A 23,301-nucleotide genomic window follows, 5' to 3' on the forward strand; every position below is an offset into this window, starting at 1 on the left:
ATGCTCACGCCACACCCGTCGCCCACCGTGGTGATCGTCGGTGCCGGGCATGCCGGCGGCACACTCGCCGGCATGCTGCGGCAGCAGAAGTTCGACGGCCGCATCGTCCTGTGCGGGGAGGAAGCGTATCCGCCGTATCACCGCCCGCCGTTGTCGAAGAAGTACGCCGACGACGAGTTCGTGCAGTGGCTCAAGCCGGAATCCTTCTACGCCGACAACGCCATCGAGACTCGGCTGGACGATCCGGTCGTACACATCGACCGGCACGCGCGAACCGCAACGACGGCATCCGGTGCGACCCTCGAGTACACGACGCTCGTCCTCGCGACCGGCGCCGCCCCGCGGACCCTGACGCTTCCCGGCAGCGACCTCGCCGGTGTCCTGAGCCTGCGCACCCTCGCCGACGCCACACACCTGCGCGAGGCGGTCCACACCGGGTCCTCCCTGGCCATCGTCGGCGGTGGGTACGTCGGTCTCGAGGTCGCAGCGTCGGCCCGCGCCCGCGGGTGCGACGTCACGGTCGTCGAGCGTGAGGATCGGGTACTGGCCCGGGTCGCCAGTCCCGAGCTTTCGTCCGCCCTCACCCGGTTCCACCGCGACCGCGGCACGCGCATCGTCACAGGAGCCGAGGTCCGGGAGATCACCGGGACAGCCGGCCGCGTCGGTGGAGTCACCCTCGCCGACGGCACCCACATCGCCTGCGACCTGGTGCTGGTGGGCGTCGGAGCGATCCCCAACGACACACTGGCTCGGGACGCGGGCATCGACTGCCTCACCGGGATCGTGGTGGACGGTTCGACCCGCACGAGCGACCCACATGTTCTCGCGATCGGGGACGTGACCTACCGTCAGCACGACACCCTGGGCAAGATGGTGCGATTGGAAAGTATCCCCAGCGCGGTAGAGCAAGCGAAACAAGCAGCAGCCGTCATCACCGGCGCACCACTGCCGCCCCACGAGGTGCCGTGGTTCTGGTCCGATCAGTTCGACCTGAAGATAAAGATGGCCGGAATGGTTGATTTTGGCACCCGGGCAGTCCTGCGCGGAGATCCGTCCGAGTCTTCCTTCGCCCTGTTCCACCTCGACAGCGACGGCGTTCCCGTCGCCGTCGAGACCGTCAACGCCGCTGCCGAATTCATGGCCGGCAAACGCTTCATCGGTAACCGCACCAAGCTCGACCCTGCCGCACTCGCCGATCCCGCGACCTCGTTGCGGGACGCCGTGCTGTAGAGCATTTCGATTTCCGCCGGCCCTGCCGGGCCGGCCCTCAAGACATGGAGTATGTGACGATGGAAGCACTCGCAGCAGTCGCGAGAGAGCCGCACGCCGAATTCACCCTCGAGCCGATCACCATCGAGGGACCGAGAGCCGGTGAGGTCCTCGTCGAGATCGAGGCCGTCGGCATCTGCCACACCGACCTCGCTGCACGCGACGGCGCCCTCCCGACCGGGCTGCCCGCCGTCCTCGGCCACGAAGGATGCGGCATCGTAAGGGAAGTCGGCTCCGGCGTCACCAAGGTCGCACCCGGCGACCGCGTGGGCATCACCTTCAACAGCTGTGGAACCTGCCCGTCGTGCAGCACGGGGGCACCCTCCTACTGCCACCAGTTCATGCACCTCGCCTACGACGGGGTGCGCGACGACGGCACCGGCCCGCTGTCCACCCCCGACGGTGAGCGCCTCACCGGCCTGTTCTTCGGACAGTCCTCCTTCGCCACTTACAGCCTCGCCTTCGAACGCAACGTCGTGAAGGTTCCCGACGACGTCCCGGCCGAACTCCTCGCCCCCCTCGGCTGCGGCATCCAGACCGGGGCGGGCGCCGTGATGCGCTCCCTCGACTGCCGACCCGGCTCGGCGCTACTGGTCGCCGGCGCCGGCTCCGTCGGCCTGGCCGCCGTCATGGGTGCCGTCGTGCAGGGCTGCACCACCATCATTGCCGTCGAACCCCATCGGTCCCGGCGTGAACTCGCCCTCGAACTGGGCGCCACCCACGTCGTCGATCCGGCTGCCGGCCCCCTCGCCGAGCGGGTCCGGGCCATCGTCCCGGCCGGTGTCGACTACGCGATCGACACCTCCGGCGTCCCGGCCGTGATCGAGTCGCTCGTCGGAGCCATGACCTTCCACGGCAAGATCGGCCTCATCGGCGTGCCCGCCGACCCGGCGGCCTCCGTGCCGCTGAACATCATCAACTCCCTCGCCATGGGACTCACGATCACGGGGATCATCGAGGGCGACAGTGTCCCCGACGAGTTCATCCCCGAACTGGTCGAGCTCTACAAGGCGGGCAGGTTCCCGCTCGACAAGCTCGTCACCACCTTCCCCTTCGCGAAGATCAACGACGCGATCGAGGCCCAGCACCGGGGCGAGGTGCTCAAGCCCGTGCTCGTGCAGGACTGACCACCCCACCGACACACTTTCGAGAAGGACACCCCGATGACGATCGACTACACCGATCTCTACATCCGCGGCGGATGGGTACGGCCGTCCGGCGATGCGACGATCTCGGTCATCTCGCCGAGCACCGAACAGCGGATCGGCTCGGTGCCGGACGGCACCGAGTCCGACATCGACGATGCGGTCGAGGCCGCCCGCGCGGCGTTCACCGGCCCGGACGGCTGGGCGTCGTGGAGCGCCGCCCGGCGCGCCGAGGTGCTGGGCCGCTTCGCCGACGAACTCGAATCCCGCGCCGAGGACACTGCGACCCGGGTGAGCAGCCAGAACGGCATGCCCATCAGCCTGGCCCGGCAGTTCGAGGGCGGCTTCCCGCCTATCCTGCTCCGCTACTACTCCGAGATGGCGGCGAAACAGGAGGACGAGATTCGTCCCGGCATGCTCGGCGGATCGACCCTCGTCACTCGCTCCCCCATCGGCGTGGTGGGCGCGATCGTGCCGTGGAACGTCCCCCAGGCCATCACGTTCCTCAAGCTCGCTCCGGCGCTCGCCGCCGGCTGCACCGTGGTCCTCAAGCCGTCTCCGGAGACCGTGCTCGACGCCTTCCTGATGGCCGAAGCGGCGATCGCGGCGGGCCTGCCCGCAGGTGTACTCAACATCGTCCCGGGCGGCCGCGAACTCGGCGCCTACCTGGTGGCGCACCCGGGCATCGACAAGGTCTCGTTCACCGGCTCCACCGCAGCCGGCCGGGCCATCGGCCGGACATGCGGTGAGCTGCTGCGCCCGGTCACCCTCGAGCTCGGCGGCAAGTCCGCCGCCGTGGTCCTCGACGACGCCGACCTCGCCGCGAACGTCGAATCCTTCTATGCGGCGACACTGCTCAACAACGGGCAGATCTGCTGGCTCGGCACCCGCGTCCTGGCGCCGCGCTCCCGCTACGACGAGATCGTCGACACCATAACCGATCTCGCCAAGGGCCTATCGGTCGGAGACCCGCTCTCCGACACCACCCAGATGGGACCGCTGGTCTCGGCCCGTCAACGCGACCGCGTCGAGGGCTACATCGAGAAGGGCAAGTCGGACGGCGGGCGAATCACCACCGGCGGCAAGCGTCCCGCCGGGACAGATCACGGCTGGTTCGTCGAGCCCACCATCTTCGCCGACGTCCAGACCGGGCACACCATCGCGCAGGAGGAGATCTTCGGCCCGGTGCTGTCGGTCATCCCCTACACCGACGAGGCCGAGGCCGTGGCCATCGCCAACCACTCGGACTACGGCCTCGGGGGTTCGGTCTGGACCGCAGACCCCGAACGCGGTGCACGCTTCGCCCGCAACATCGCCAGCGGCACGGTCGGTATCAACGGCTACGCCAACGATCCGACCGCCCCCTTCGGCGGCATCAAGAACAGCGGACTCGGACGGGAACTCGGACCCGAAGGACTGGCAAGCTACCAACAACTCAAGAGCATCTACCTCGACGTGCGATGACCCCGGCGTGGGCGCGGCCGCATGCACAAGCATGCAGCCGCGCCCGCGGCGGTAGGTGCCAGGAAAGGAGACACAATGACGAAAGATGAAGTCGCGCTGCTCGACTTCGCGGTGCAGTGGGCACCCTACGACGGCGGCGACGAGCACATCCTTCCCGAGTTCGGACTCGTCCCCACCGACTTCTACCACCGATTGCGGTGTCTCCTCGACGCGCAACCGAAGATCGACGCCGGGACGCGGCGCCGTCTGAAGAGCCTTTGCACACGCAAACTCGGCTATCCCACGGTCGTCCAGCAGAAGTCGACGTCGCCCAACCGAGGACGGTGAAATACGCGGTCGTGGCAGATGCCGCGTTCCCGGGTTCACGCATCGTCCGGAGTCGTGGACGGGTTCGGGCTCTCCAGCAATCGGTCCAGGTAGAGAGCCGTTGCGGGACTGAGACCGTGGGCGCTGCGCTCCTGCGCGATGCGGTGCAGAAGGACGCTTACAGCGGACCCCGCATCCAGTAAGGGCTGGACGATACTGACCCCGGCGCATTGCTCGAGCACCGGAAGAACCACGCGCTCCGCCTCACGGTCCGACCCGGCAGTGGCTAGGCACTCGGTCAGCAACACGCGCGCATAGAGGGATGCTCTCGGCCGCCAGGTGGCGTCGATCGACTCTGCAAGCACTCGAGCTCTGTCACAGGCCTGCGTCCGGGCGCTGGCCGAGCCGGCAACAAGGAGCCGGATGACCGATTCCTCTGTGATCTCGGTGGTAACCCGACTGATACCGTCCAGCGGTTCTTGCGGGAGCTGCCGAGGAAAGCTGTCCGGGCTGAAATGCCCGGATCCGATTCCCAGGCGAATGCGCTCGTTCACGAGGTGCGCCGACAGGCGCGGAAGTTGCAATGTACGTGCCAGCTGTTCGCCTTCGTTCAATCGCTCGGCAGCAGCGTCGTACCGGCCGAGCCGGTGCTTCAGGCGCGCACCGACGACGTAGGTGGACAGCATGAAATCGACCGTTCCGCCTTCGGCCCCGAGACTGTGGCTCTGGTCGAGGAATCGCTCGGCCTCGGCAAGGTTCCCCTGCTCGTACAGCAGGTCTCCGAGCAGGGCCCCGGTGAGCCGGGAGCCGTAGGACAGTTCCACTCCCCGCTCGGTTGCCAGCTGCATGGCATGACGGAAACTGGCCTCGGCATCGCCGAGATCGAGTTGTTCTCGTGCGGCCAGCCCGTCGAGGCAGTACCCGTAGATGACGCTGAAGGGCCCGGAAGATCGCCGATGGTATGGACGTACCCATTGCTGCCAGCGCCGGGCCTCGGCAAAGTCGAACCGATGGATCGATCGAAACGACGCGACGTCAGCGGTGCCGCACAGGACCCAGGGGCGGAGCCGGTCGGCACGGGCGGTGCAGGCCTCGACCGCCGCATCCATCCCGTCGAGCCGGTCGTCGAAGGCGTTGACCGTGGCCCGGATGAGCGCTGCTTCGGCTCGGATGTCAGCTTCGTCTGCGGTTGCCGACGGCAGAGCTGCCGCGATGTTGCCGAGCGCCTCGGCGGCGGCAACGCGATGATGCAGGATGGCATGCGCCCAGGCCAGCGCGGTCTGTAGGCGCAGCCGGCGCGCGCTGGACGTGCCGGGGAGCTTCGCGGCCAGGCCGAGCAGGGTGCTCATCTGTGAGTGCTCGAGCAGTGGTATCGCCTCGTGTTCGACGGCATCGATCGCGTCGTCGTCGCTGCCGGCGACGAGGAAGTGATCCACAGCCGGGCTGAGTAGGTGCTGTTCGAGAAACCACTCGGCGGCGGTGTGATGCAACTCGATCAGGCGTTCCGGATCGTCACGCTCGAGCCGGCGGCGCAGGAACTCGGCGAACAGGTGGTGGTAGCGGAACCACTGTCCCTCCTCGTCGAGACGCGTGAGGAACAGGTTCCGCGCCTCGATGTCTTCGAGCACCGCCTGGGTATGCCCACGGCCGGTCAGGGCGGTGGCGAGAGCAGCGCACGTGCGCTCGGTGATCGACGTGGCGAGCAGGAAGTCGAGCAGATCCGGCTCCAGGGTATCGAGGACGTTCTCGGCGAGGTACTCGCCGAGAGCCCGGTGCCGGCCGGACAGATGACGGATCGCCGTGCGCGGATCGTGGTGTTCGCGCAGGGCCAGGGAGGCCAATTGCAGCGCCGCCACCCACCCGTCGGTCGATTCCTCCAGATCGACGACCTCCTCCTCGTCGAGCTGCACATCCGTGGCGCCGGTGAGCAGTTCCCGGGACTCGTCGAGGTCGAAGCGTAATGCGGCCGAGTCGATTTCGATCAGTTCGTTGCGCACGCGCAGGCCGCTCAACGGCAGACCCTGCCGGGTCCTGCTGGTGACGACCAGCTGCAGGTGGTGGCAGCCCTGTTCGAGCAGGAACCGGGCGATGGACCGGCTGGCCGGGTTGGTCACCCGGTGCCAGTCGTCGAGGACCACCGCGATGTGCTGCCCACCCGCATGCGTCCGGTTGATCAGGGTGGTCAGCACGAACCGCTCGGCGCCGCCCCCGTGTCCTTCCAGCGCCCGGGTCAACTCGGTGCCCAACCCGGGCAGGGTCACCGTGATCGCATCGACGAGATGCGCGAGAAACCACGCCGGGGTGTTGTCGTCCTCGTCGATGGTCAGCCAGGCGGTCGTGCCGCCGGTGCGCTCGAGCATCTGCACGTACTGGGTGGCCAGGGTGGTCTTTCCGTATCCGGCCGGACCATGAATCAAGATCAACCGGGGTCGGGTCGCGGTCCCGAGCCTGCCGAGCAGCCGGGTGCGCGGCACCATCGCGTGAGCCGTGACCGGGGGGCGGTACTTGGTGGTCACGGCGGGCGGAGGGACGGGCCCGGACGCCCCGGCCGACGGCTCGAGGCGCAGGTACGCCGCGGTCCCCGCAGGGTCACGGTTTTCCCGCTGTGGTGGGCTCTCCTCGTCCCCCGCCAGCGGCAGCGGCAGGTCGGCAACGTGGTATCCCAGATCCGTCCCGGCCCGGCGCAGCGCCTCCCCCAGCGCCGCCGCCGTGCCGAAGCGGTCGGCGGGGTCGCGGGCCATCGCCTGCTCGATCACCACCCGGACGCCCTCCGGGACCTCGTGTGCGCGCAGATCGGGGATCGGTTCGGTGCTGATCCGCAACAGCTGCTCCACCAGTTCCTCCCCGCGGCGCCGAGCGAAGGCGGGGCGGCCGGCCAGCGCGGTGAACAAGGTGGCGCCGAGTCCGTAGACGTCCGAGGCGACCGAGGGTGAGCGTCCGTGCAACACCTCCGGCGCGGTGTAGGCGGGGGAACCCACCACCAAGCCTCGGGTGGTGTCCTGCCGGTCCGCCAGTCGGGCGATCCCGAAATCGGCGAGTTGCGGTTCGCCGTACTCGGAGAGCAAGATGTTCGCCGGTTTGATGTCCCGGTGCAGCACCCCGGCCCGATGCGCCGTCTCCAAAGCTCCGGCCATCTTGATCCCGATGTCGAGCACCTCGGGAACCGTGCGCGCCCCGCGCCGGGTGATCCACGCGTCGAGCGAGTCGCGGCGGTGGAACGGCATCACGATGTAGGGACGTCCGGTATGAGTGACGCCGGCCTCGAGCACGTGCACGATGTTCGGATGCCCCGACAGCCGGCCCATCGCCTGCTGCTCACGCAGGAAGCGAATGCGATCGGCCTCATCGGGGTTCGAGCTCAAGACCTTGATCGCCACTACCCGGTCCAGGACGGGTTGACGGCAACGGTAGATGATGCCGAAACCGCCCCGGCCCAGCACCCGAGGCTCGTCGAAACCGACAGCAGCCAGCTCGTTGGCTATCTCTCTCTCGAACTGGTTCGAGGGATGCTCGACGGCTTCGTCCGACACGGTTGGTCCTCACCGACTGTTACGCCACTGACTGTCTCCGGTCGGATCATGGTTGCACATGGCTCTACCTGGGTTTGGTTCCTCATTCTAGCCTTACCGGCACAGACTCAGGCGGGAGTCGAGACCGCCATGAGTGCGGGCTTCGGAGCAGGCCGGTCCCGCACTCACGGCGCCACATTTCACGTGTTTCCAGCATGTGCGTCCGGCGCGCGAGGGTAACAGCCACACCGGCTACTGCCGCCCGGACCGAGGCGGGGTGGAGTTCGGGCCGGAATCGGTTGACGGGACCTGTGACGCTGAGCGCGGCGATCGCGCGGTTGTCGGATTCCAGCACGGGCACCTCGATTTCGTTGTGCCGCAGAACCATCGGTGAATACATGCCGCCCGGCACGAGTCCGGTCACCGAGGGCCCCGAGCAGCGGAAGACCGAAATCGGTAATCCCTTGTTCCTGGAGCGGGAGCCGGGACCGCGCGGCATCCCCGCCCTGGCACTCGCGTCGGATTCCTCGATGCCGGAAGGAGTTACCCCGCCCGAAGATAGCGGGAGACCGCTTCGGCTCGGTTGGCGGCACCGAGTTTGCGCAGAATGTGCCTCACGTGGGCCTTGACTGTGGCCTCCGAGATGAACAGCCGGTTCGCGATGCGGGCATTCGAGTCACCCTCGGCCATGTGCGCAAGGACCTCGAGCTCCCGCCGGGTCAGCAGGTCCACATTCCCCACAGGGTGGCCGGACTGCATCGGGTGGCGATATCCCGGAAGCGCAACGACCGAATCGTTCGCCGACTCTTCGTTGGAAGCGATCATTTCGTCCAGCATGTCCGGCGAGGCATCCATGACGGCGGTGACCTGCTGCCGGATCGTCCGGAGGCGTTCCTGATAGTAGAGACGTTCCAGGGCATAGCCGAGACATTCCGAGAACGTGCGGACAAGCGTCCGATCGAACTCGCCGACCTCCCGGCCGTCGCTCGGGCTGTCGGCGTGGACGAAGCCGAACACTCCGGAGCCGACCATGATGGGAGCGGCGACGTAGGAGGAAGTGCTCGTGACCTGCTTGAAGCCCGGGTCCACGCGGTCGTCTGCCTGCGCCCGGGGAACCAGCACCGGCGAACGGCGCCGCACGATCTCGCTTTCGATGAGCCGGTGGCCCAGCGTCCGGCTCCGAGAACAGCCGACAGCAGTGGTATTCGGGCATCGACGTCGGCGTGCTGTTGGTGCCAGTCGACCAGTTTGCGAACCGCGAAGGAGTGCCTTCTCTCCGCACACGCCGTGTGCGGTGGGGTTCGTGTCGCGATTGGACGGGCGCTGCGCAGGATGCGGGGCCGCCCCCAAGCCTCAAGGGTTGCTGCGCAATCACTACGCGACGGCCTACGGCCGCCCTTGACCCTGGAGGGCGATGACGGTGAACCGTGGTCGCCTGCAGGTGGAAGCTCCAGCCCAAGAAGGCTTGCGGCGTGAGTCAGCGTCTGGCGAGGGCCGTGAAGCTGTCGAGATCTCGTGTTTGAGTTGCGTGACGTCTGATCCACGTGCGCCACATCTCGTCACCTCGGGGTGTGCGTTTAACTGCGCCCGCGCCGTAAACCCCGACTTGGAGACCGTGAATGGCCAGTACCCGGTAGTCATCCCAGCATTGCTCGAGGGTGTAGTCGGTGACTCCGAGCGCGACGAGGTTTTCGTGGTAGTGGCGAACGAGATCATGCTCGTGGATGCGGCGCTCGTCGGTCGTGAGACTGCCCCCGAGGAAGTACGCAATATCGATGGTGCCGCAGCCAATGCCGACGCCCTGCCAGTCCAGGACGGTGACCGGGTGCCTGTCGTCATTGACGGCAAAGAGCATGTTGTCGGCGCGGAAGTCGTTGTGCCAGAGACAGCGCGGTTCGGAGAAGACCGATTTCCATGTCGCGATGTGGTCGTTGAGCTTGGCGGCCTCTTGCAGATCAGCCTCCGATGCCAGGTCGCCGACTTCCTCAGGGAAGGCTGAGACGATAGAGGGAAACCCGTCTGTCGCTTTGACGAATTGATCGACGGTTGCCTGAAGCCAGGGTTTACCGGTTAGGCCGGGATTCTTCCAGGACGCGGCGTGCAGCCTCGCGGCCTGTTCCAGAACGAGACTAGCCTCGTCGGCGGTGCATCCGACCAGTTGATCCACGGTGCGAGCTGGGGCTAGATCCTCCATCATGAGGACGAAGTCGGTTTCGTTGTCGGCGAGGGCGGCGTGGAAGGGGTGGGGGCGGGCGATCGGCAAGTCGGGTGCGAGTTCCTCGTAGAACCGGATTTCGCTTCGGTAGAACCCTGATTGTCGGCCGTATTCACGGCTGGTGGCATCGGCGGATGCGAATTTTCCTACCACCGTTGCGGGTCCGGAGGCGACGGGGTCGTAGGTGAGTGTGAAGCGGTAGCTGTCGGCCAACTGGCCAGTCCCGCAGGGCTGGCGGTCGACGGCGACGACTCGACCGCATTGCAGTGCGCCGGCGGCCGACAGCATATGGGTGAGCCACTCGGGGCTGATGGCATCGACGGAGACCACTGGTGCGAAGGGTGTCACAAGAGTTCCTCAGTTCTGGAAGTGTGCTGGAAGCGCGAACGGCGAGTCTTCCGGGGGGCCGGAATGTGTCAAGGGGTTTGAGTCCAGTGGGTGTCAGGCGGCTATCGTGGCGTCCTCCACGGTGGCCTCGGGATCATCGCCTGGCCGGTTGATGTAGACGGTGTCGGGCAGGTCGAGGATCTTCGGCGCTGCCGTGGTGCCGAAGCGATGCGGATGCCGGGCACGAGCAGTATCGAGTACCTCTCGGCGTTCGGCCGCCTTGCCGGCGGCCAGACCGAAGTGGACATCGGCGGGTGTGTGCAACCCGATTCCGGTGTGGCGATGTTCGTGGTTGTACCATTCGGTGAACTCGATCATGAACCCCCTTGCCTGACTGAGGGATCCGAAACGTTCAGGAAACCCGGGCCCGTACTTGAGGGTCTTGAACACCGATTCGGAGTACGGATTGTCGTTCGACACCCGCGGCCGCGAATGCGAACGGGTGACCTCGAGATCAGCCAGCAACGTGGCGACGGACTTGCTGGTCATCGACGTGCCACGGTCGGCGTGCACGACCTGCGGAATGCCGTGTACGTCGAAGATCTGCTCCATCAACTCCCGCGCCAGCAGACCCGATTCGTGCGCGTGAACATGGACTCCGACGATGTACCGCGAGTAGATGTCGATCATCACGTACGCATCGAAGTAGCGGCCCTTCTCCGGCCCGGCGAGTTTGGTGATGTCCCACGAGTACACCTGCCGCGGCGCGGTGGCGACCAGCTCCGGGCAGGTCCTCGCCGGATGCCGCGCAAGTCGGCGACGCTCGCTGACCTGCGCGTTCTCACGCAGCACGCGATACATCGTGGACACCGAACACAGGTAGATACCCTCGTCGAGCAGTTGCGCATAGATCTCGAGCGGTGCCCGATCGACAAACCGATCGCTGTTGAGCACCTCGAGGATGCGACGGCGTTCGAGGGCGGTGAGCTTGTTCGCCGGCGGGGTCGGCGGCGCCGACACCACCGGCGGTGTCGGTGCGGTCGCTGCGGTGCGCCGCCGGACTGCGGTCGAACGCACCACACCGGTCAACGCACTCGTGGTTCTCGTCGACACCCCGGCCGCGGTCAAGTCGCACCACACGGCGGTCAGCGCTTGTTCGGCTTGCCGTCGACATCCGCTCTCTCGGAGAGAGATTCCAAGAGAGCGTGAGCTTTTCCCATGATGTCCAGGGCGGCCTCGGTGGTGGTCAGTCTCTTGTTCGCGCGGGCGAGCTCTTGCTTGAGGCGGGCGATCTCGGCCTGCTCGGCGGTGAGTTTGCCGATTTTTGTGCCGGGTTGTTTGCCGTCGAGCACACCGGCGTCACGTTGTTTGCGCCACTCGCTGATCAGCGACGAGTAGAGGCCTTCACGGCGTAGGTACGCGCCGCCTTCATTCGTCGCGCAGGCCTGCTCGTACGCGACCAGGTGGGCGAGCTTGTCGGCGGGGCTGAACACGCGTCGGCGGGGTCCGTCGGCTCGGGGGTGAGTGGAGGCCATGCGGTCATTGTCCTCGACCGCCGTAGGGGTGGGCATCGTCATCGTTGGGTTGATCCGTATCTCGCCCTGCAGGCGGAGTTGCTGTGAACCGCTGGCCTCAACTCAGCCTGACACGCAGGGGGCGGGCGGACGGCTGATCGCCCGCCCCCCTGGTGCGGCAGCGCCGATGCCAGATCAGTGTGTGGCGCTGGAGATCAATTCCGGAATGGTTGGCAATGTGTCGGCGTCCGGATCGGTGCCATGACCGCGGAACCAGGCCCTGTCTCGAGTCGCTTGCCGGCTGCCGTGGGCCACGATCAATCGGTGCTGCACGGTCCGGGAGCTGGAATCGCCGTCCTCGGCGCTGGCCCGCAGCAGCGAGTCGATGCCGCTGGCAATTGCATTGCGCCTCTCGTGTGCGGCCGATGGGGATGTCGTCGTATCGACCTCGTCCTGGAGGATCTGGCGAAGCGCCCTTGCTGCGACAGAGGTTGCGGGCCCACCCTCGGTCGCCGCTAGCAGCCCGTTGGCCAGTGCCGACATGTCGGCAAGGCAGCCCAACTCGTATTCGGCCATGTACGGGTACTGCTCCGCCATCGTAGTGAGGTGGACGATGGCGAGTGCGGCCTGCTCACGTGCGAGCACCTCCTCGGCGGGGAGCGCTGGGATGATCACGTGCTCCAGCGCGCGGACGAGGGTGGCCAATCGGATTCCCATACTTGGGGTTGTCATGGATCAGCCCTCCTGTTCGAGGATGCGGGCGATTTCGCCGAGGAACGTATGCGCGACCGGAGCCATCCAGGAGAGCAGAACGTCTTGGTGGTTGTGCCCGCGGATCGCGGCCGAACAGCCGGTCCCGAGATTCATCACCGCGCACTTGTAGGCGGCGAGCATCTCGTAGAAAGTCAATTTCTGCGGATCGACATGCCGCCCTGTCGCCGCTTCGTACCGGCGGATGAGCTCGTCCCGGGTCAGCAAGTTGCAGACAAGCACTTCACCGTCCTGCGACGCGCCTGCAAAGAGTCGTTGCACGATCCAACCGAGGTCCTCGTGGTAGTCGCCGATGTGCGCGAGTTCCCAGTCGAGTACGGCGGTGAAATGCCCGGACTCGATGTCGAACATGAAGTTCCCGGTGCGGAAATCGCCATGCAGCAATACCAGTTCATCGGTATCGGGCAACCGGTCCCGCATCCATTGCTCGGCGAGGGTGATCAGCGGATATGGATCGACGCAGTCGTCCCGCCAGACCCGGCTCCACCAGTTGATCTGCCAGAGCGCAGCCTCGCCGGGGTGTCCGGTGGGGGCCTGGAAGTGGGGCAGTTGTGCTTCCTGCCAGTTGACTGCGTGGATCCTGGTGAGATTGTCGATGAACTGAGGTACCAACCGGTCCCGCCACTGCGGCGTGAAGGACGTGCCGACACCGGATACCACCATTGCATCCGATGGGGGCTTGGTCACGCCGTCGACGAAGCTGGTGATGATTCCGGGCTGGCCCAGGTAGGTTCCATCACCGTCGAGGAAGCGAGTGGTGGGGGTGGGCACGAGCCCGGCGAGCGCTCGAAATGCCTCGTCCTCACGGTATCGGCAGGTCTCAACGATGCTCTCCGGTGGATCCAGGCGCAGTACCAACTTCTCTGGTGCACGACCCGGCACCGTCATGGTGAAGGAGAACTGCTCCTTCGATGCGCCGCCGGGCATCCGCTGAACACCGTCCAGACGGAATTCGGTCATCCCCGATGCTTGCACCAGGGCTGTCACCCGTTGGACCACGTCGAGGGCGGTCAGGGGTTGGTACGGTCCCTGTTCACGCCGTGCGATCTTGGCATTGAGCAGTTCGGCCACTCGGGGCTCGAGTAGATCGATTTGCCGCCGGATTTCGCTGGCCCCCACCTTCTCTGCAGCGGTCATGACCCGCTCCTCGGCACATACGGGCCGCTCGTGATGCGGTCGAGCGGGCAATTTTCTTGGGCAAGCCCGAAGCCCACTCGGTCGCCGGCATGCCAGCGAACGGTGCTGTGGGGCACGTAGCTGTTGCTGTACGGGGTCCACGGATGCTGTCCGACGGGCGTGCCGACCAGCACATGCTCGCGGTCGTCGACATCGACAACCTGCAGCTCATAGCTCACCGGCATCTGGAATCGCCCGCGAGTTGCGCGGAGCCGGCCGGACTTGAGTCCGCGGACTTGCCCGTCGATGAGGGCGTACCCGTGGGCGAAGGTGAACCCGTCCCATCCGTTCTTGTTCAGATCTCGAGACCAGATGGTGTTGATGGAGTAGTCCTGGCCGAAGGCGGCGTTGAGCCATCCCATGCTGCCCAGCAGCTGCTCGTTGCGTGGCCCCCAGCTGTGGTCCATTACCGTCACGCAGTCGACGGGAAAGGTCCGCCCGCGGATCTTGGTGGTGCCGGTGACGTGCACGGTCATGTCGAAGTGGTTGGCGTAGGCCATTCCGAAACCGCTCTGGGCCCGGTCACCGGTGGCGAGGGGATCCATGCTCGGATCTTGGATGTCGTAGGGCTCCATGATGCCGTGTACGTGCCAGTCGAATTCGGTGTCGTCGTGACCGACGTAGCGGATGTGGTAGTCGCGAGGCTCGTTGGAGGTTTCCAGGGAGAGCCCGTTGGGCAGCGAGTAACTCTGTAACTTGTCGGGAAGCGGCAGATGCTGTTGAAAGTCGTAGTAGAGGGCGTCGAGTGGGCTGTCGCCGATCCGGTCGAAGGCCTCGATGTCGCACACCATCGCGCCCACGCCCGGTCGGGCGATGGTATACACCCACGCGGTAATGTTCGGTTCCTGATGGTACACCGAGAACCAGTTGGTCTCGGCCCAATCGTGTTGGACGTCGGTGGGGGTGTGGAATTGAACGTCTTCCGCGGCGATCACTACATCTCCTTGTATGACGTGCTGGCGCCTATTTGCGCTGGTAAGGGGCGTTCTGAATGAACGTGCTGCCAGCATGTCAAGACGTAGGATGATCCACATCACACCTATGTGCGATACGTCTCTGTAAATGGAGTGAAGTGATGCAAACCACAACCCTCCAGCCTCAAGGGTTGCTGCGCAATCACTACGCGACGGCCTGCCGGCCACCCTTGACCCTGGAGGCCTCTGGGCCCCCTGTCGGACAGCGTTGCGGCAGACGGGCGCCTGCCCCTCCGGGCGCGCAGCGCCCCTCCAACCGCGACACGATAAGAAAGCAGAGAGAATATGACGGAGGTCGTGAATCCGGGGCCTGGGTCGTTGCCCGCGCCCGGTCAGCCCGGCCCTGTCGATCAGTGCGGGAAACGTCGCGTGTATCGAGTCCTTGTTCATCCGAGTGCCCCGGATCGAAACGAACAGCGACGGCGACACGGGTTCCGGGAAACAACGGTCGACACCATCGAAGTAGTGCTGGAGCGCCCGCAGGGTCGTCTCGTGCAGCGGCACCTTTCGGCCGCCTCGCTTGGTGTGCCGGACAATGAGCAGTAATCGCTTCTTGTCTAGGTCGTCGCGGTTGAGAGCGAGAGCTTCGCCGAGTCGTAGACCTTCTCCGGGGGTCACGGACCTGTTGCATGACGTCACTCGTACTGGGTGATCTTGCGGGTGGTGCGGCGTTTCTCCGGGGGTGTGGTGCTCGTGGCTGGTAGTCGTTCTGACTGTCGACCTGAAAGCGAGAGGCCAGGCGAGCATTTCCGGTGAGGTTGCCGTCCGGGCAGCGGTATTGGACGGTGTTGGATGAGGACCTGCAGGTAGTCGGTGTCGCCGATGGGTTTCTGCGGCACCAACGGTTCGGCCGCGACGGCGCCGAGTCCACGACGAAGGCGTATGCGCACGCGATCGCGTTGTTCCTGCGCTGGTGCGCCGGGACGGGCCGGCCCTGGCAGGCCGGGGTTGAGCAGTTCGCGTTGTTCATGACGTGGCTGGCCCACGCCGGACCGCTGGCCAGCGGCCCCGACGCCGCCGGGTCGGGAGTGGTGGTGGCGGCGGGCCCGGGTGCGGCTGCGGTGCGCTGCCCGTCGCGGATCAACGGTGTGCTGACCGCGGTGCGGGGGATGGTGGTGCACGCGGCCGCGACCGGGAACGGCCCGGCGGGGTTGGTGTCGATGCTCTACGAGGTCGCCGATGACCGCGACCTGCCGGCCGATGCCCGCGGCGAGGAGGGCCGGATGGCGTGGCGGATGCGGGCGCGGCATCGGTTGAGGGAGCCGGAGACGACGGTGGACCGCGCCAGCGATGAGCAGATCGTCGCGCTGCTGCGGGCGTGCCGTTCGGCGCGGGATCGGCTGATCGTGTTGCTGATGGCACGGGCCGGGTTGCGGCGCGGCGAGGTGTGCGGGCTGCGCCGCAGCGATGTGCACCTGCTGGTGGATTCGCGCCGGTTGGGGTGCGAGATCGTGCGGGCGCATCTGCACGTGGTGCGTCGGGAGGACAACCCGAACGGGGCGTGGGCCAAGTCCCGCCGGCAGCGGGTCGTGCCGCTGGATTTCCTTGTCGTGCAGGCGTTTGACACCTACGAGTTCGAGCGCATGAGAGTGCCGGGCGCAGCGGACAGTGATTTCGTGATCGTCAACCTGTTCCGCGGCCGGATCGGGGCGCCGATGCGGCCGGACGCGATCGGGGAGCTGATGGCCGCGGTATCGAGTCGGGCCGGACTCGACGTCCCGGTCCGCCCCCACCAACTGCGACATGCGTTTGGCAGCAACGCTGTGGACGCCGGATCGGGCATCAATGTCGTCGCCGATCTGATGGGGCACGCCGCTATTGCTTCCTCGCAGGTTTACGTGCATCCGGACTCCTCCCGGCTGCGGGCCGCGGTCGACGCGGTGCCCAGCCCCCGCGACTTCGGTGCGGTCATCCGGTGACCGCCGCAGAACTGGTCACCGCGGATGGCACTGGCGATCCTTCGTTGGAGTTCACGCACGTGCTGACCGGGGTAGCGCTGGAGGCGGATGCTGCGCGGCTGGCCGGGATGCTGGATCCTCGCTTCCTGGTCGAGGCGGGGTGGAATCCGCAGACGCGGATGTTGTCGCTGCCGGCCCAGCATCGGTTGTTGGGCAGAACGGTATGCCGAGTCCAGCGGTGCCACAACACCGTTCACTCGGGCATCGTGGTATGCCATGGGACTGTAAGAGCGTGTCTCATGTGGAGAGTTTCTTGAAACAGGTGATGGCCGCGGCAAGCTGGAGGAAGCCAGCGAAGTGTTCGGCATGTCGTTCGTAGCGGATCGTGAGCCTTCGGTAACCGGTGAGCCAGGCGAGGGTGCGTTCGATCTTCCATCGGTGCCGGCCGAGACGATCGTTGCGGTCGATGCCGCGGCGAGCGATCCGCGGCACGATCCGGCGCTCGCGCAGCCAGCAGCGGTGAGCTGCGGAGTCGTACCCCTTGTCGGCGCGTAGGCGACCCGGTTTGCGTCGTCGCGGTCCACGGCGGGACTTGACCGCGGGAATGGCGTCGTGCATCGGGCGCAGCATGGTGCTGTCGTGGGTGTTCGCTGCCGAGACGCCGACGACCAGCGGAATTCCCTCGGCTTCGGACAGGACGTGGATCTTCGACCCCTTCTTGCCGCGGTCGACCGGGCTGGGACCGGTCAGAGATCCCCCCTTTTTGCCCGGACGCTCGCCGCATCCAGGATCGCTGCCGACCAGTCCAGCTCGCCTGAGCCTCCGAGTCGATCGAGCACCTCACGGTGCAGGTTCTCGAACACCCCGGCGCGCACCCAGGCCGTGAAGCGGCGATGGGCGGTCGGGACGGTCACCCCGAACGACGGTGGTAGGTGCCGCCAAGCGCAGCCGCTCGTCAACACGAACACAATCGCCGTGAACACTGCCCGGTCGTCGATCGGTGCACTGCCACCGCCCTGTGGTCGGGACGCGAAGCGTGGAATGAGCGGTTCGGCGATCCCCCACAACGCATCCGGCACCAAACGTAGAGACAGCTCGTCGACCACGGATCACATCATGCACCACAACCCGCTTCGTCCACATGAGACGGGACTGTAAGAACAACGGTGTAACTCTGAAAGGAGATGCACCACCATGACCGATGTGATTGATCGTGAGGACGAATCGAACTCGGCACCTGTGGGTGTCAGCGATGCCCGGCTGCAGGAACTGGTGGATCAGGCGCGGGGCGAAGGCCTCCAGCTCACCGGCGAGGGCGGGTTGTTGGCGAAGTTGACCAAGCTGGTGGTGGAGTCCGCCCTCGAGGGCGAGATGGACGACCACCTCGGCTACGGCAAGAATGACCCGGCCGGCAGGGGCAGCGGCAACTCCCGCAACGGCAGACGCGCCAAGACCGTGCTGACCGAGGCCGGCCCGGTCGAGCGCGACGTACCCCGGGACCGGGAGTCCTCGTTCGAGCCGAAGATCGTGGCCAAGCGGCAGCGGCGGCTGACCGGGGTGCAGGACATGGTGATCTCGCTGTCGGCCAAGGGACTGACCACCGGTGAGATCTCTGCGCACCTGGCCGAGGTCTACGGCGCCGAGGTGTCCAAGCAGACGATCTCGACGATCACCGAACGGGTGATGGACGGCATGGCCGAGTGGCAGAACCGGCCGCTGGACCCGGTGTATCCGGTGCTGTTCATCGACTGCATCCACGTCAAGATCCGCGACGGCAACGTGGCCAACCGGCCGATCTACGTCGTGAGGGGGGTGACTGTGGACGGCACCCGCGACATCCTCGGATTATGGGCCGGCGAGCACGGCGACGGGGAGGGGGCGAAGTATTGGCTTCGGGTGTTGTCGGAGCTGAAGAATCGTGGTGTGCAGGATGTGCTGATCGTCGTGTGCGACGGTCTGAAGCATCTGCCCGACTCGATCGGGCAGGTGTGGCCGCAGACCATCGTGCAAACCTGCGTGGTCCACCTCCTCCGCAATACCTACGCCTACGCCTCCCGCAAGGACTGGGCCGAGATCGCCAAGGACCTCAAACCGGTGTACACCGCGCCGTCGGAGCAGGCCGCGCTGGACCGGTTCGCCGAGTTCAGCGACAAATGGGAGAAACGCTATCCCGCGATCATCCGGCTCTGGACCAACACCTGGGCCGAGTTCGTGCCGTTCCTGCAGTTCGACAACGCCATCAGACAGGTCATCTACACGACCAACGCCATCGAGAGTGTCAACGCCCGAATCCGCAGGGCCGTTAAGGCCCGCGGTCATTTCCCGACCGAGGCCGCGGCCCTGAAATGCGTGTACCTGGCCATCATGAGCCTCGATCCCAAAGGCACCGCCCGCCAACGCTGGTCCAACCGCTGGAAGGCAGCACTGAACGCCTTCGAGATCACCTTCGACGGACGCCTGTTCGCTGGACGAAAGTAGCTACAGTTCAACCAGTTACACCGTTAACTTGACGGACCCCGAGCACCCCGAATATGCCGAACTGATCTCGCGTGTCCTATCGATCCCACAAAAACGGTTTGATCGAGCAATCATTGCGTTCCTTGTCCCGCGACAAGGCCAGACAACAGGGGCGACTTACTCACGTAGCCGGGGGCGCTACGTGCGGTCGATATAGCACCACACGTACTGGGAATCGTCCAACTGGGTGAACACTCCGGGGATATCACCGTGTTTGGGGTGTGCGCAGATGGAGGACGAGCCAAACCACGGCAGCAACTGTCACGAGCGTTAATGAACCCGCTCCCATTGACAGTTGCTCAGATACTCGACGAATCGATTCGATCACGAGCACAACAATCGCCAGCGTTGTGGAGGCACTCGCCGGGACGACCCAGGCGCGAAGCGGAACCGCCGGGGTGTAGTAGTGGTGCCGGCCTTTCATGTGAGCGCGAGCGGCCAGATAGGTCAGCCCGGCAACAGCAACGATGACGAGCAGAGCCAGACCGGCAGCCAATCTGAGCTGTTCGATATGGCGGACGACGGACCGCAGCGCGAGGAGCTGAATGAGGCCCGCGGCGGCGCCGAGCGCGACAGACCCCACCCGAATCCCTATGGACGACTCGTCGTCTGCGGCCAGCCACATCGTCACCGCGAATGCCGCGACCGCTACCGCCGTCAAGAGCCATGAATATCCGACTATCCAATTAATGGTTGACCAGTCCGAATAATGACTGACCGCGGTCCCCGACGAACCAGCAAGCATTAAGCATCCCCTTCAGGATCAAGGATCGGAATGTTGATCAGGATCGAAGCTACCTCAAACTCGTATCACGTTCGCAGGCACAAATCGCGCGCGGGTTGCCGCTCGTCGTCGCCGAATCCGGGTGTAACCGAATCGAGGGGACGTGTCATCTAGCCTATTCACGATGCCTTTTGTGGCATTCCCGGTTAGCGCCGAGACTGAGAAGATCTTCGATTCGTGCTGTCTTGCGTCCACGGTGACGTGCGCGGATCAACTGTAGGTAGATTCGCGCACCTATTCCTGCCTGCGTAAGCATGCGATGGATGCGCCATTCGGCGAGAAAGCTCGCGTCGAGTGCATCCTGATTCGCATTGGTGACCTGCTGGCTGAGCAGTTCGATGATGCTGACGAGGTCTTCTTTGTCTCGGAGGAGCCAATCCTCGCGACGAATATGACCGTTCCACCGCTTCACTCGGGGACGGTCATCCCAGTTGGGCGGGAAGTAATTGGTCAGCGGATCGGGGGTGCGGTCGGACATCGGGTCTCCGTTCTCGGGATCGCTCGGAAGGCCGGGGTGGAAGATCAGCGGTCGACGGCGGTGGTGATGGTCACGATGGGCTCCTCCGTGTCGCCGGAGCCGATCTCGATGCCGAGGGTGAGCAGGTCTTCTCCGTCCAGGGCAGGCGCTGGGGTGAAGTTGAACAGCTGGAGCCCGGCGGCGCCGAAGCTCTGCGCGCGCAGGACCGCTCGAGCGGCGTGGGCCAGGACGGTCCAGGCGCGGCCTGTTTCGCAGCGAAGCGCATCGTCGGCTTCCGGCCACGCGATGGTGTGCTTCCAGGCGCGATCGTGATGGCGGTGGGCAGCAAGATCCCGAAGCGACGGGCTTCGGAGGTGACGTCACGCAAGGCACCACAGGCGAGAGCGCCGGTTCTAGTGCCCTGGGTTGATTCCACTCCGTGGCTTTCTGGCAGCAGTTCGGTCATAGATCCTCCAAGTGTGTCGGTGTAGTGATCAGTGCAGCTGGCCGCATGCGGCGATCTCTGCGAGTCGCTTCTGCTGTTCGCCGATGCCCTTCGTGCCTGCCAACGGTGTGTGTGCATGAGGCCAGACCTGCTGTGCGAGCGTGGTGTAGTCGCGACCACCGAACAGCACGACGTTGCGATGGTCGAGCAGCCCCTGGTCGGCGGCCTGCTCCCGGAGTCGTTCTGCTGTGATCGATCCGGGCTGGCCGAGGCGCAGGTTGTACGACTCGATGAGGTGATGCAGCGGTACCAGACCGAAGCGCGCGGAGAGGACGCGTGTGGTATTCGGGCCCGCGAGCGCGGCGGCCGCACGCAGGCCGAGTCGGTGGTAGGTGCCCGTGTAGCGCTGCCCTGCCGGCATCTTGGAGGGGGTCGGGTCTTTCGTTGCTCCGCAAGGCACGATGACCAGGGGTTCGTCCGCGCGGGCGGCGGCAGCATCGTGTGCCAGATGGTCGGCGACAGTCCATCGCAGCCAGTTCCAGCCGGGACGGTCGGGCAGGTCGAAGCAGTTCTGCGAGTGGGCTGCGACGAGGAACGGGGTGCGCCACGGCCGAAGATCAGTGTTGGGCAACGTGGTTTTGACGCCGTCGGGAGGCCGGAGGAAGCGGGTGTGCAGGGGTCCGATCGAGATCGGGACTCCGATGTATCCGCCGCCGCTCTTCGGACCGATCCCCGGCAAAGACTCGACGAGTCCGATGTCTTTGATCAGGGCCCGCCCAGGGGCCGGCGGAGCCAGAGTCGGGTCGTCGTAGCGGAAAGTCGGGGTGTAGATCGGCGACATTACGTTGTGCGCTGCTTTCCTCGTTGGAGTTGGGGCGACCGCTCACCAACCAGACCAAACATTACATTACTTCTTTGCATTGTCTAGCTCGGATTTGATTGCGCTAGCTTATAAGTGACATCCGGCATCAACCAAGGCCGGGCAGATGGTTCGACGAATCGTCGCCATATCATCCGAGATCCGCCTCGAAGGGACATGCCATCTGGGCAGCTCATGGCTGTTGCGGGCGGGTGCGATGATCGCGCCTCGGCCTGATGATGGGATGCCTTCCGGGCAACTCGCCTACAGTTGCGCCCCTTCACCCGCGGGGAACACGAAGACGGAATCCACCCACAGCCACAGCTCGGCGCCACTGCGGCCGCTGGAGGAGCGCACCGGAAGGCGCACCTGGGCAAGCCAGCGTCCGTCGCACACCCTGATCCAGGCGTGCAGGGTCGCTCGCATTACCGATTCGAGCCGAATACCCCCGGCCCTCACACGCAGTGGCAGGCCATCGACACGAGTGAATCCTCTGCCGGCAGGTAGAGCTCGAGAGACATCGACCATCGCCTCGATGGGTTCGGGTGGCCGCCGCAGGATCGGCATGCCTGGAAACTGCTCATCCCAGGCGTCGAGTCCGGGACCGGTCACTGCGCAACCTTCAGCATTTCTGGGGCTGCCGGTCGCGCAATCCATCTGAGACCGTCAGAGTGGCCGGTGAGCGTGATGTTCCCTCGTTGCGGCAGCCGTCCCCTGGCACGCGCCTTGAGGGTCAGGTCCAGCCCTGTGATGCGGCCACCGCCTCCGCCGCCGAGACCCCGATAGCCGACCACCTGAGCGTCGAGGTTCAGATCCACAGTCGGCCAACTTCCGTCGGCAACAACGAGTACCGCGCCGTTGTTGCGGGTGCGTGCGGCGATGGCACGTGCACGACTCGGAGCGATGCTGGCACCACCGAGCGAGAGAACAACCAGGTCGAGTCCGTCCAGGAGCACGGCGGCCACAGCGAGGGAGTCTGTACCAGGATCGGGAACGAGGGCACATCGAGCGAGATCCGCTCCCATTTCCACGCCGGCGAGCAATCCGAGGTTGGGGCTTCCGATCACCCCTGCCCAGCCTCCCGAGCCCGTCACCGAGGCCAGGAGCCCGAGCCGAAGAGCCGTCGCGCCGGTGACGTGCACAGTTGATCCTCGGAGCAGTCCGCCGTGCGGAAGCAGGGGCGCGAGCGGTTCGGGGACAGGGAGGACCCCCCCTTGCCGTCCCGAGGGCCGACGGCCGGGCTGTTTCGGTGTGCGGCCCGCGCGCGGTCGACGGCGGACGCAGACGTGGGTCATTCGGCCGGCCGGGAATCGCGGCAATCCGGTTTCGCAGGTGCGCGATCGTGCCGACCTTCGACTCCACAGCTGATCACCCCTTAGCTCCGCCCCTTAGCGTAGAACACATGTTCGATAGATTGAGGCATATCCATATGGGAGCTAATACCCCATACGTCTGCGGGACGTGACGTCACAGCAGTTCAAACACCTTTTCCCATCAGCGCGATGCCAAATCCGAAGTGACCCAGCGCTCAGCACGGCGCCGTGCGCCTGGACCGAAGTACATCTGCTCGATCACCGATTGCGCACTGACATGGGCATAGGGAATCACGGCCAAGATCCGGCCGGACTGCACAACCCAGCGGCCGTACTCTGCGCGAGAGAGATTCATGGT

Annotated in this window: 20 protein-coding genes and 1 pseudogene; 6 read left to right on the forward strand and 15 right to left on the reverse strand. The window is 65.6% G+C overall.

The genetic code is table 11. The features are described from left to right. The 4 genes from ACWDTS_RS13740 (at nt 1) to ACWDTS_RS13755 (ending at nt 4,205) form a co-directional block, all read left to right on the forward strand. Complete coding sequence (locus tag ACWDTS_RS13740; RefSeq protein WP_450118372.1) at nt 1–1,230, forward strand: NAD(P)/FAD-dependent oxidoreductase; 1,230 nt, start codon at nt 1–3, stop codon at nt 1,228–1,230. Between the two features lie 59 nt (nt 1,231–1,289). Beyond that, nucleotides 1,290–2,396 (forward strand): NAD(P)-dependent alcohol dehydrogenase, encoded by a 1,107-nt coding sequence (locus ACWDTS_RS13745; RefSeq protein WP_450118373.1) that lies wholly within the window; start codon nt 1,290–1,292, stop codon nt 2,394–2,396. Nucleotides 2,397–2,432: 36 nt separating this feature from the next. Then, nucleotides 2,433–3,878, forward strand: a complete 1,446-nt coding sequence (locus ACWDTS_RS13750) for an aldehyde dehydrogenase (protein WP_450118374.1) — start codon at nt 2,433–2,435, stop codon at nt 3,876–3,878. Between the two features lie 75 nt (nt 3,879–3,953). Beyond that, nucleotides 3,954–4,205, forward strand: coding sequence for a DUF3263 domain-containing protein (locus tag ACWDTS_RS13755; protein ID WP_006934236.1), 252 nt, complete (start codon nt 3,954–3,956; stop codon nt 4,203–4,205). A gap of 35 nt (nt 4,206–4,240) precedes the next feature. Here the strand turns inward: ACWDTS_RS13755 and ACWDTS_RS13760 are convergent, their stop codons facing one another. The 8 genes and pseudogenes from ACWDTS_RS13760 to ACWDTS_RS13795 form a co-directional block, all read right to left on the reverse strand. Further along, nucleotides 4,241–7,714, reverse strand: a complete 3,474-nt coding sequence (locus ACWDTS_RS13760; RefSeq protein ID WP_377439229.1) for a protein kinase domain-containing protein — start codon at nt 7,712–7,714, stop codon at nt 4,241–4,243. A gap of 522 nt (nt 7,715–8,236) precedes the next feature. Then, a complete protein-coding gene (locus tag ACWDTS_RS13765) occupies nt 8,237–8,782 on the reverse strand; it encodes a response regulator transcription factor (protein ID WP_450118375.1) in 546 nt (181 codons plus the stop codon). Nucleotides 8,783–9,170: 388 nt separating this feature from the next. Continuing rightward, the gene (locus tag ACWDTS_RS13770) at nt 9,171–10,238 is read right to left on the reverse strand and encodes a phosphotransferase (RefSeq protein ID WP_450118376.1); all 1,068 of its coding nucleotides are present in this window, start codon (nt 10,236–10,238) and stop codon (nt 9,171–9,173) included. Between the two features lie 111 nt (nt 10,239–10,349). After that, nucleotides 10,350–11,770 (reverse strand): IS3 family transposase gene (locus tag ACWDTS_RS13775; RefSeq protein WP_450118377.1). Its coding sequence is split into 2 segments (ribosomal slippage): nt 10,350–11,407 and nt 11,407–11,770, totalling 1,422 coding nucleotides; the frame shifts between segments, so codons are not numbered across the junction. 174 nt (nt 11,771–11,944) lie between these two features. After that, entirely contained in the window at nt 11,945–12,454 is a 510-nt protein-coding gene (locus ACWDTS_RS13780) for a hypothetical protein (protein WP_450118378.1), read from the reverse strand. 30 nt (nt 12,455–12,484) lie between these two features. Then, complete coding sequence (locus ACWDTS_RS13785; RefSeq protein ID WP_450118379.1) at nt 12,485–13,657, reverse strand: phosphotransferase family protein; 1,173 nt, start codon at nt 13,655–13,657, stop codon at nt 12,485–12,487. Then, the gene (locus ACWDTS_RS13790; RefSeq protein WP_450118430.1) at nt 13,654–14,631 is read right to left on the reverse strand and encodes a DUF7064 domain-containing protein; all 978 of its coding nucleotides are present in this window, start codon (nt 14,629–14,631) and stop codon (nt 13,654–13,656) included. The genes ACWDTS_RS13785 and ACWDTS_RS13790 overlap by 4 nt, the downstream gene beginning before the upstream one ends. 303 nt (nt 14,632–14,934) lie before the next feature. After that, nucleotides 14,935–15,417: pseudogene (locus tag ACWDTS_RS13795) on the reverse strand (tyrosine-type recombinase/integrase); the annotation flags it as partial. Between the two features lie 38 nt (nt 15,418–15,455). Between ACWDTS_RS13795 and ACWDTS_RS13800 the strand changes: the two are divergent. Then, entirely contained in the window at nt 15,456–16,589 is a 1,134-nt protein-coding gene (locus ACWDTS_RS13800; protein WP_450118380.1) for a tyrosine-type recombinase/integrase, read from the forward strand. A gap of 276 nt (nt 16,590–16,865) precedes the next feature. Here ACWDTS_RS13800 and ACWDTS_RS13805 read toward each other — a convergent pair. Continuing rightward, nucleotides 16,866–17,674, reverse strand: a protein-coding gene (locus ACWDTS_RS13805; RefSeq protein WP_450118381.1) for an IS5 family transposase whose coding sequence is annotated in 2 segments (ribosomal slippage) — nt 16,866–17,324 and nt 17,327–17,674 — 807 coding nt in all. Because the reading frame shifts where the segments join, the coding sequence is not laid out codon by codon here. 88 nt (nt 17,675–17,762) lie between these two features. Here ACWDTS_RS13805 and ACWDTS_RS13810 point away from each other — a divergent pair. Further along, nucleotides 17,763–19,046: an IS256 family transposase gene (locus ACWDTS_RS13810; RefSeq protein WP_450118382.1), complete on the forward strand. Its 1,284-nt coding sequence runs from the start codon at nt 17,763–17,765 to the stop codon at nt 19,044–19,046. A 244-nt stretch (nt 19,047–19,290) separates the two neighbouring features. Here ACWDTS_RS13810 and ACWDTS_RS13815 read toward each other — a convergent pair whose 3' ends face one another. The 6 genes from ACWDTS_RS13815 to ACWDTS_RS13840 form a co-directional block, all read right to left on the reverse strand. Beyond that, nucleotides 19,291–19,746 (reverse strand): hypothetical protein, encoded by a 456-nt coding sequence (locus tag ACWDTS_RS13815; protein ID WP_450118383.1) that lies wholly within the window; start codon nt 19,744–19,746, stop codon nt 19,291–19,293. 238 nt (nt 19,747–19,984) lie between these two features. Further along, entirely contained in the window at nt 19,985–20,347 is a 363-nt protein-coding gene (locus ACWDTS_RS13820; protein WP_450118384.1) for a hypothetical protein, read from the reverse strand. Between the two features lie 473 nt (nt 20,348–20,820). Then, nucleotides 20,821–21,612 (reverse strand): DUF6884 domain-containing protein, encoded by a 792-nt coding sequence (locus ACWDTS_RS13825; protein WP_450118385.1) that lies wholly within the window; start codon nt 21,610–21,612, stop codon nt 20,821–20,823. 282 nt (nt 21,613–21,894) lie between these two features. Then, nucleotides 21,895–22,242 carry a hypothetical protein gene (locus ACWDTS_RS13830; RefSeq protein WP_450118386.1) on the reverse strand — a complete coding sequence of 116 codons (348 nt, stop codon included), beginning with the start codon at nt 22,240–22,242 and terminating at the stop codon, nt 21,895–21,897. After that, complete coding sequence (locus ACWDTS_RS13835) at nt 22,239–22,595, reverse strand: hypothetical protein (RefSeq protein WP_450118387.1); 357 nt, start codon at nt 22,593–22,595, stop codon at nt 22,239–22,241. The genes ACWDTS_RS13830 and ACWDTS_RS13835 overlap by 4 nt, the downstream gene beginning before the upstream one ends. Before the next feature lie 529 nt (nt 22,596–23,124). Continuing rightward, on the reverse strand, nt 23,125–23,298 hold the full coding sequence (locus tag ACWDTS_RS13840) for a hypothetical protein (RefSeq protein WP_450118388.1): 174 nt from the start codon (nt 23,296–23,298) through the stop codon (nt 23,125–23,127). Nucleotides 23,299–23,301: the final 3 nt, after the last annotated feature.

It is taken from the genome of Rhodococcus sp. NPDC003383 (genome assembly GCF_053589115.1).

Excerpts from the sequence above, each read along its gene's own strand:
- ACWDTS_RS13745 (WP_450118373.1), top strand. The coding sequence starts at position 1,290 with ATGGAAGCACTCGCAGCAGTCGCGAGAGAGCCGCACGCCGAATTCACC.
- ACWDTS_RS13755 (WP_006934236.1), top strand. The coding sequence starts at position 3,954 with ATGACGAAAGATGAAGTCGCGCTGCTCGACTTCGCGGTGCAGTGGGCA.
- ACWDTS_RS13740 (WP_450118372.1), top strand. The coding sequence starts at position 1 with ATGCTCACGCCACACCCGTCGCCCACCGTGGTGATCGTCGGTGCCGGG.
- ACWDTS_RS13840 (WP_450118388.1), bottom strand. The coding sequence starts at position 23,298 with ATGAATCTCTCTCGCGCAGAGTACGGCCGCTGGGTTGTGCAGTCCGGC.
- ACWDTS_RS13750 (WP_450118374.1), top strand. The coding sequence starts at position 2,433 with ATGACGATCGACTACACCGATCTCTACATCCGCGGCGGATGGGTACGG.
- ACWDTS_RS13820 (WP_450118384.1), bottom strand. The coding sequence starts at position 20,347 with ATGTCCGACCGCACCCCCGATCCGCTGACCAATTACTTCCCGCCCAAC.
- ACWDTS_RS13825 (WP_450118385.1), bottom strand. The coding sequence starts at position 21,612 with ATGTCGCCGATCTACACCCCGACTTTCCGCTACGACGACCCGACTCTG.
- ACWDTS_RS13810 (WP_450118382.1), top strand. The coding sequence starts at position 17,763 with ATGACCGATGTGATTGATCGTGAGGACGAATCGAACTCGGCACCTGTG.
- ACWDTS_RS13785 (WP_450118379.1), bottom strand. The coding sequence starts at position 13,657 with ATGACCGCTGCAGAGAAGGTGGGGGCCAGCGAAATCCGGCGGCAAATC.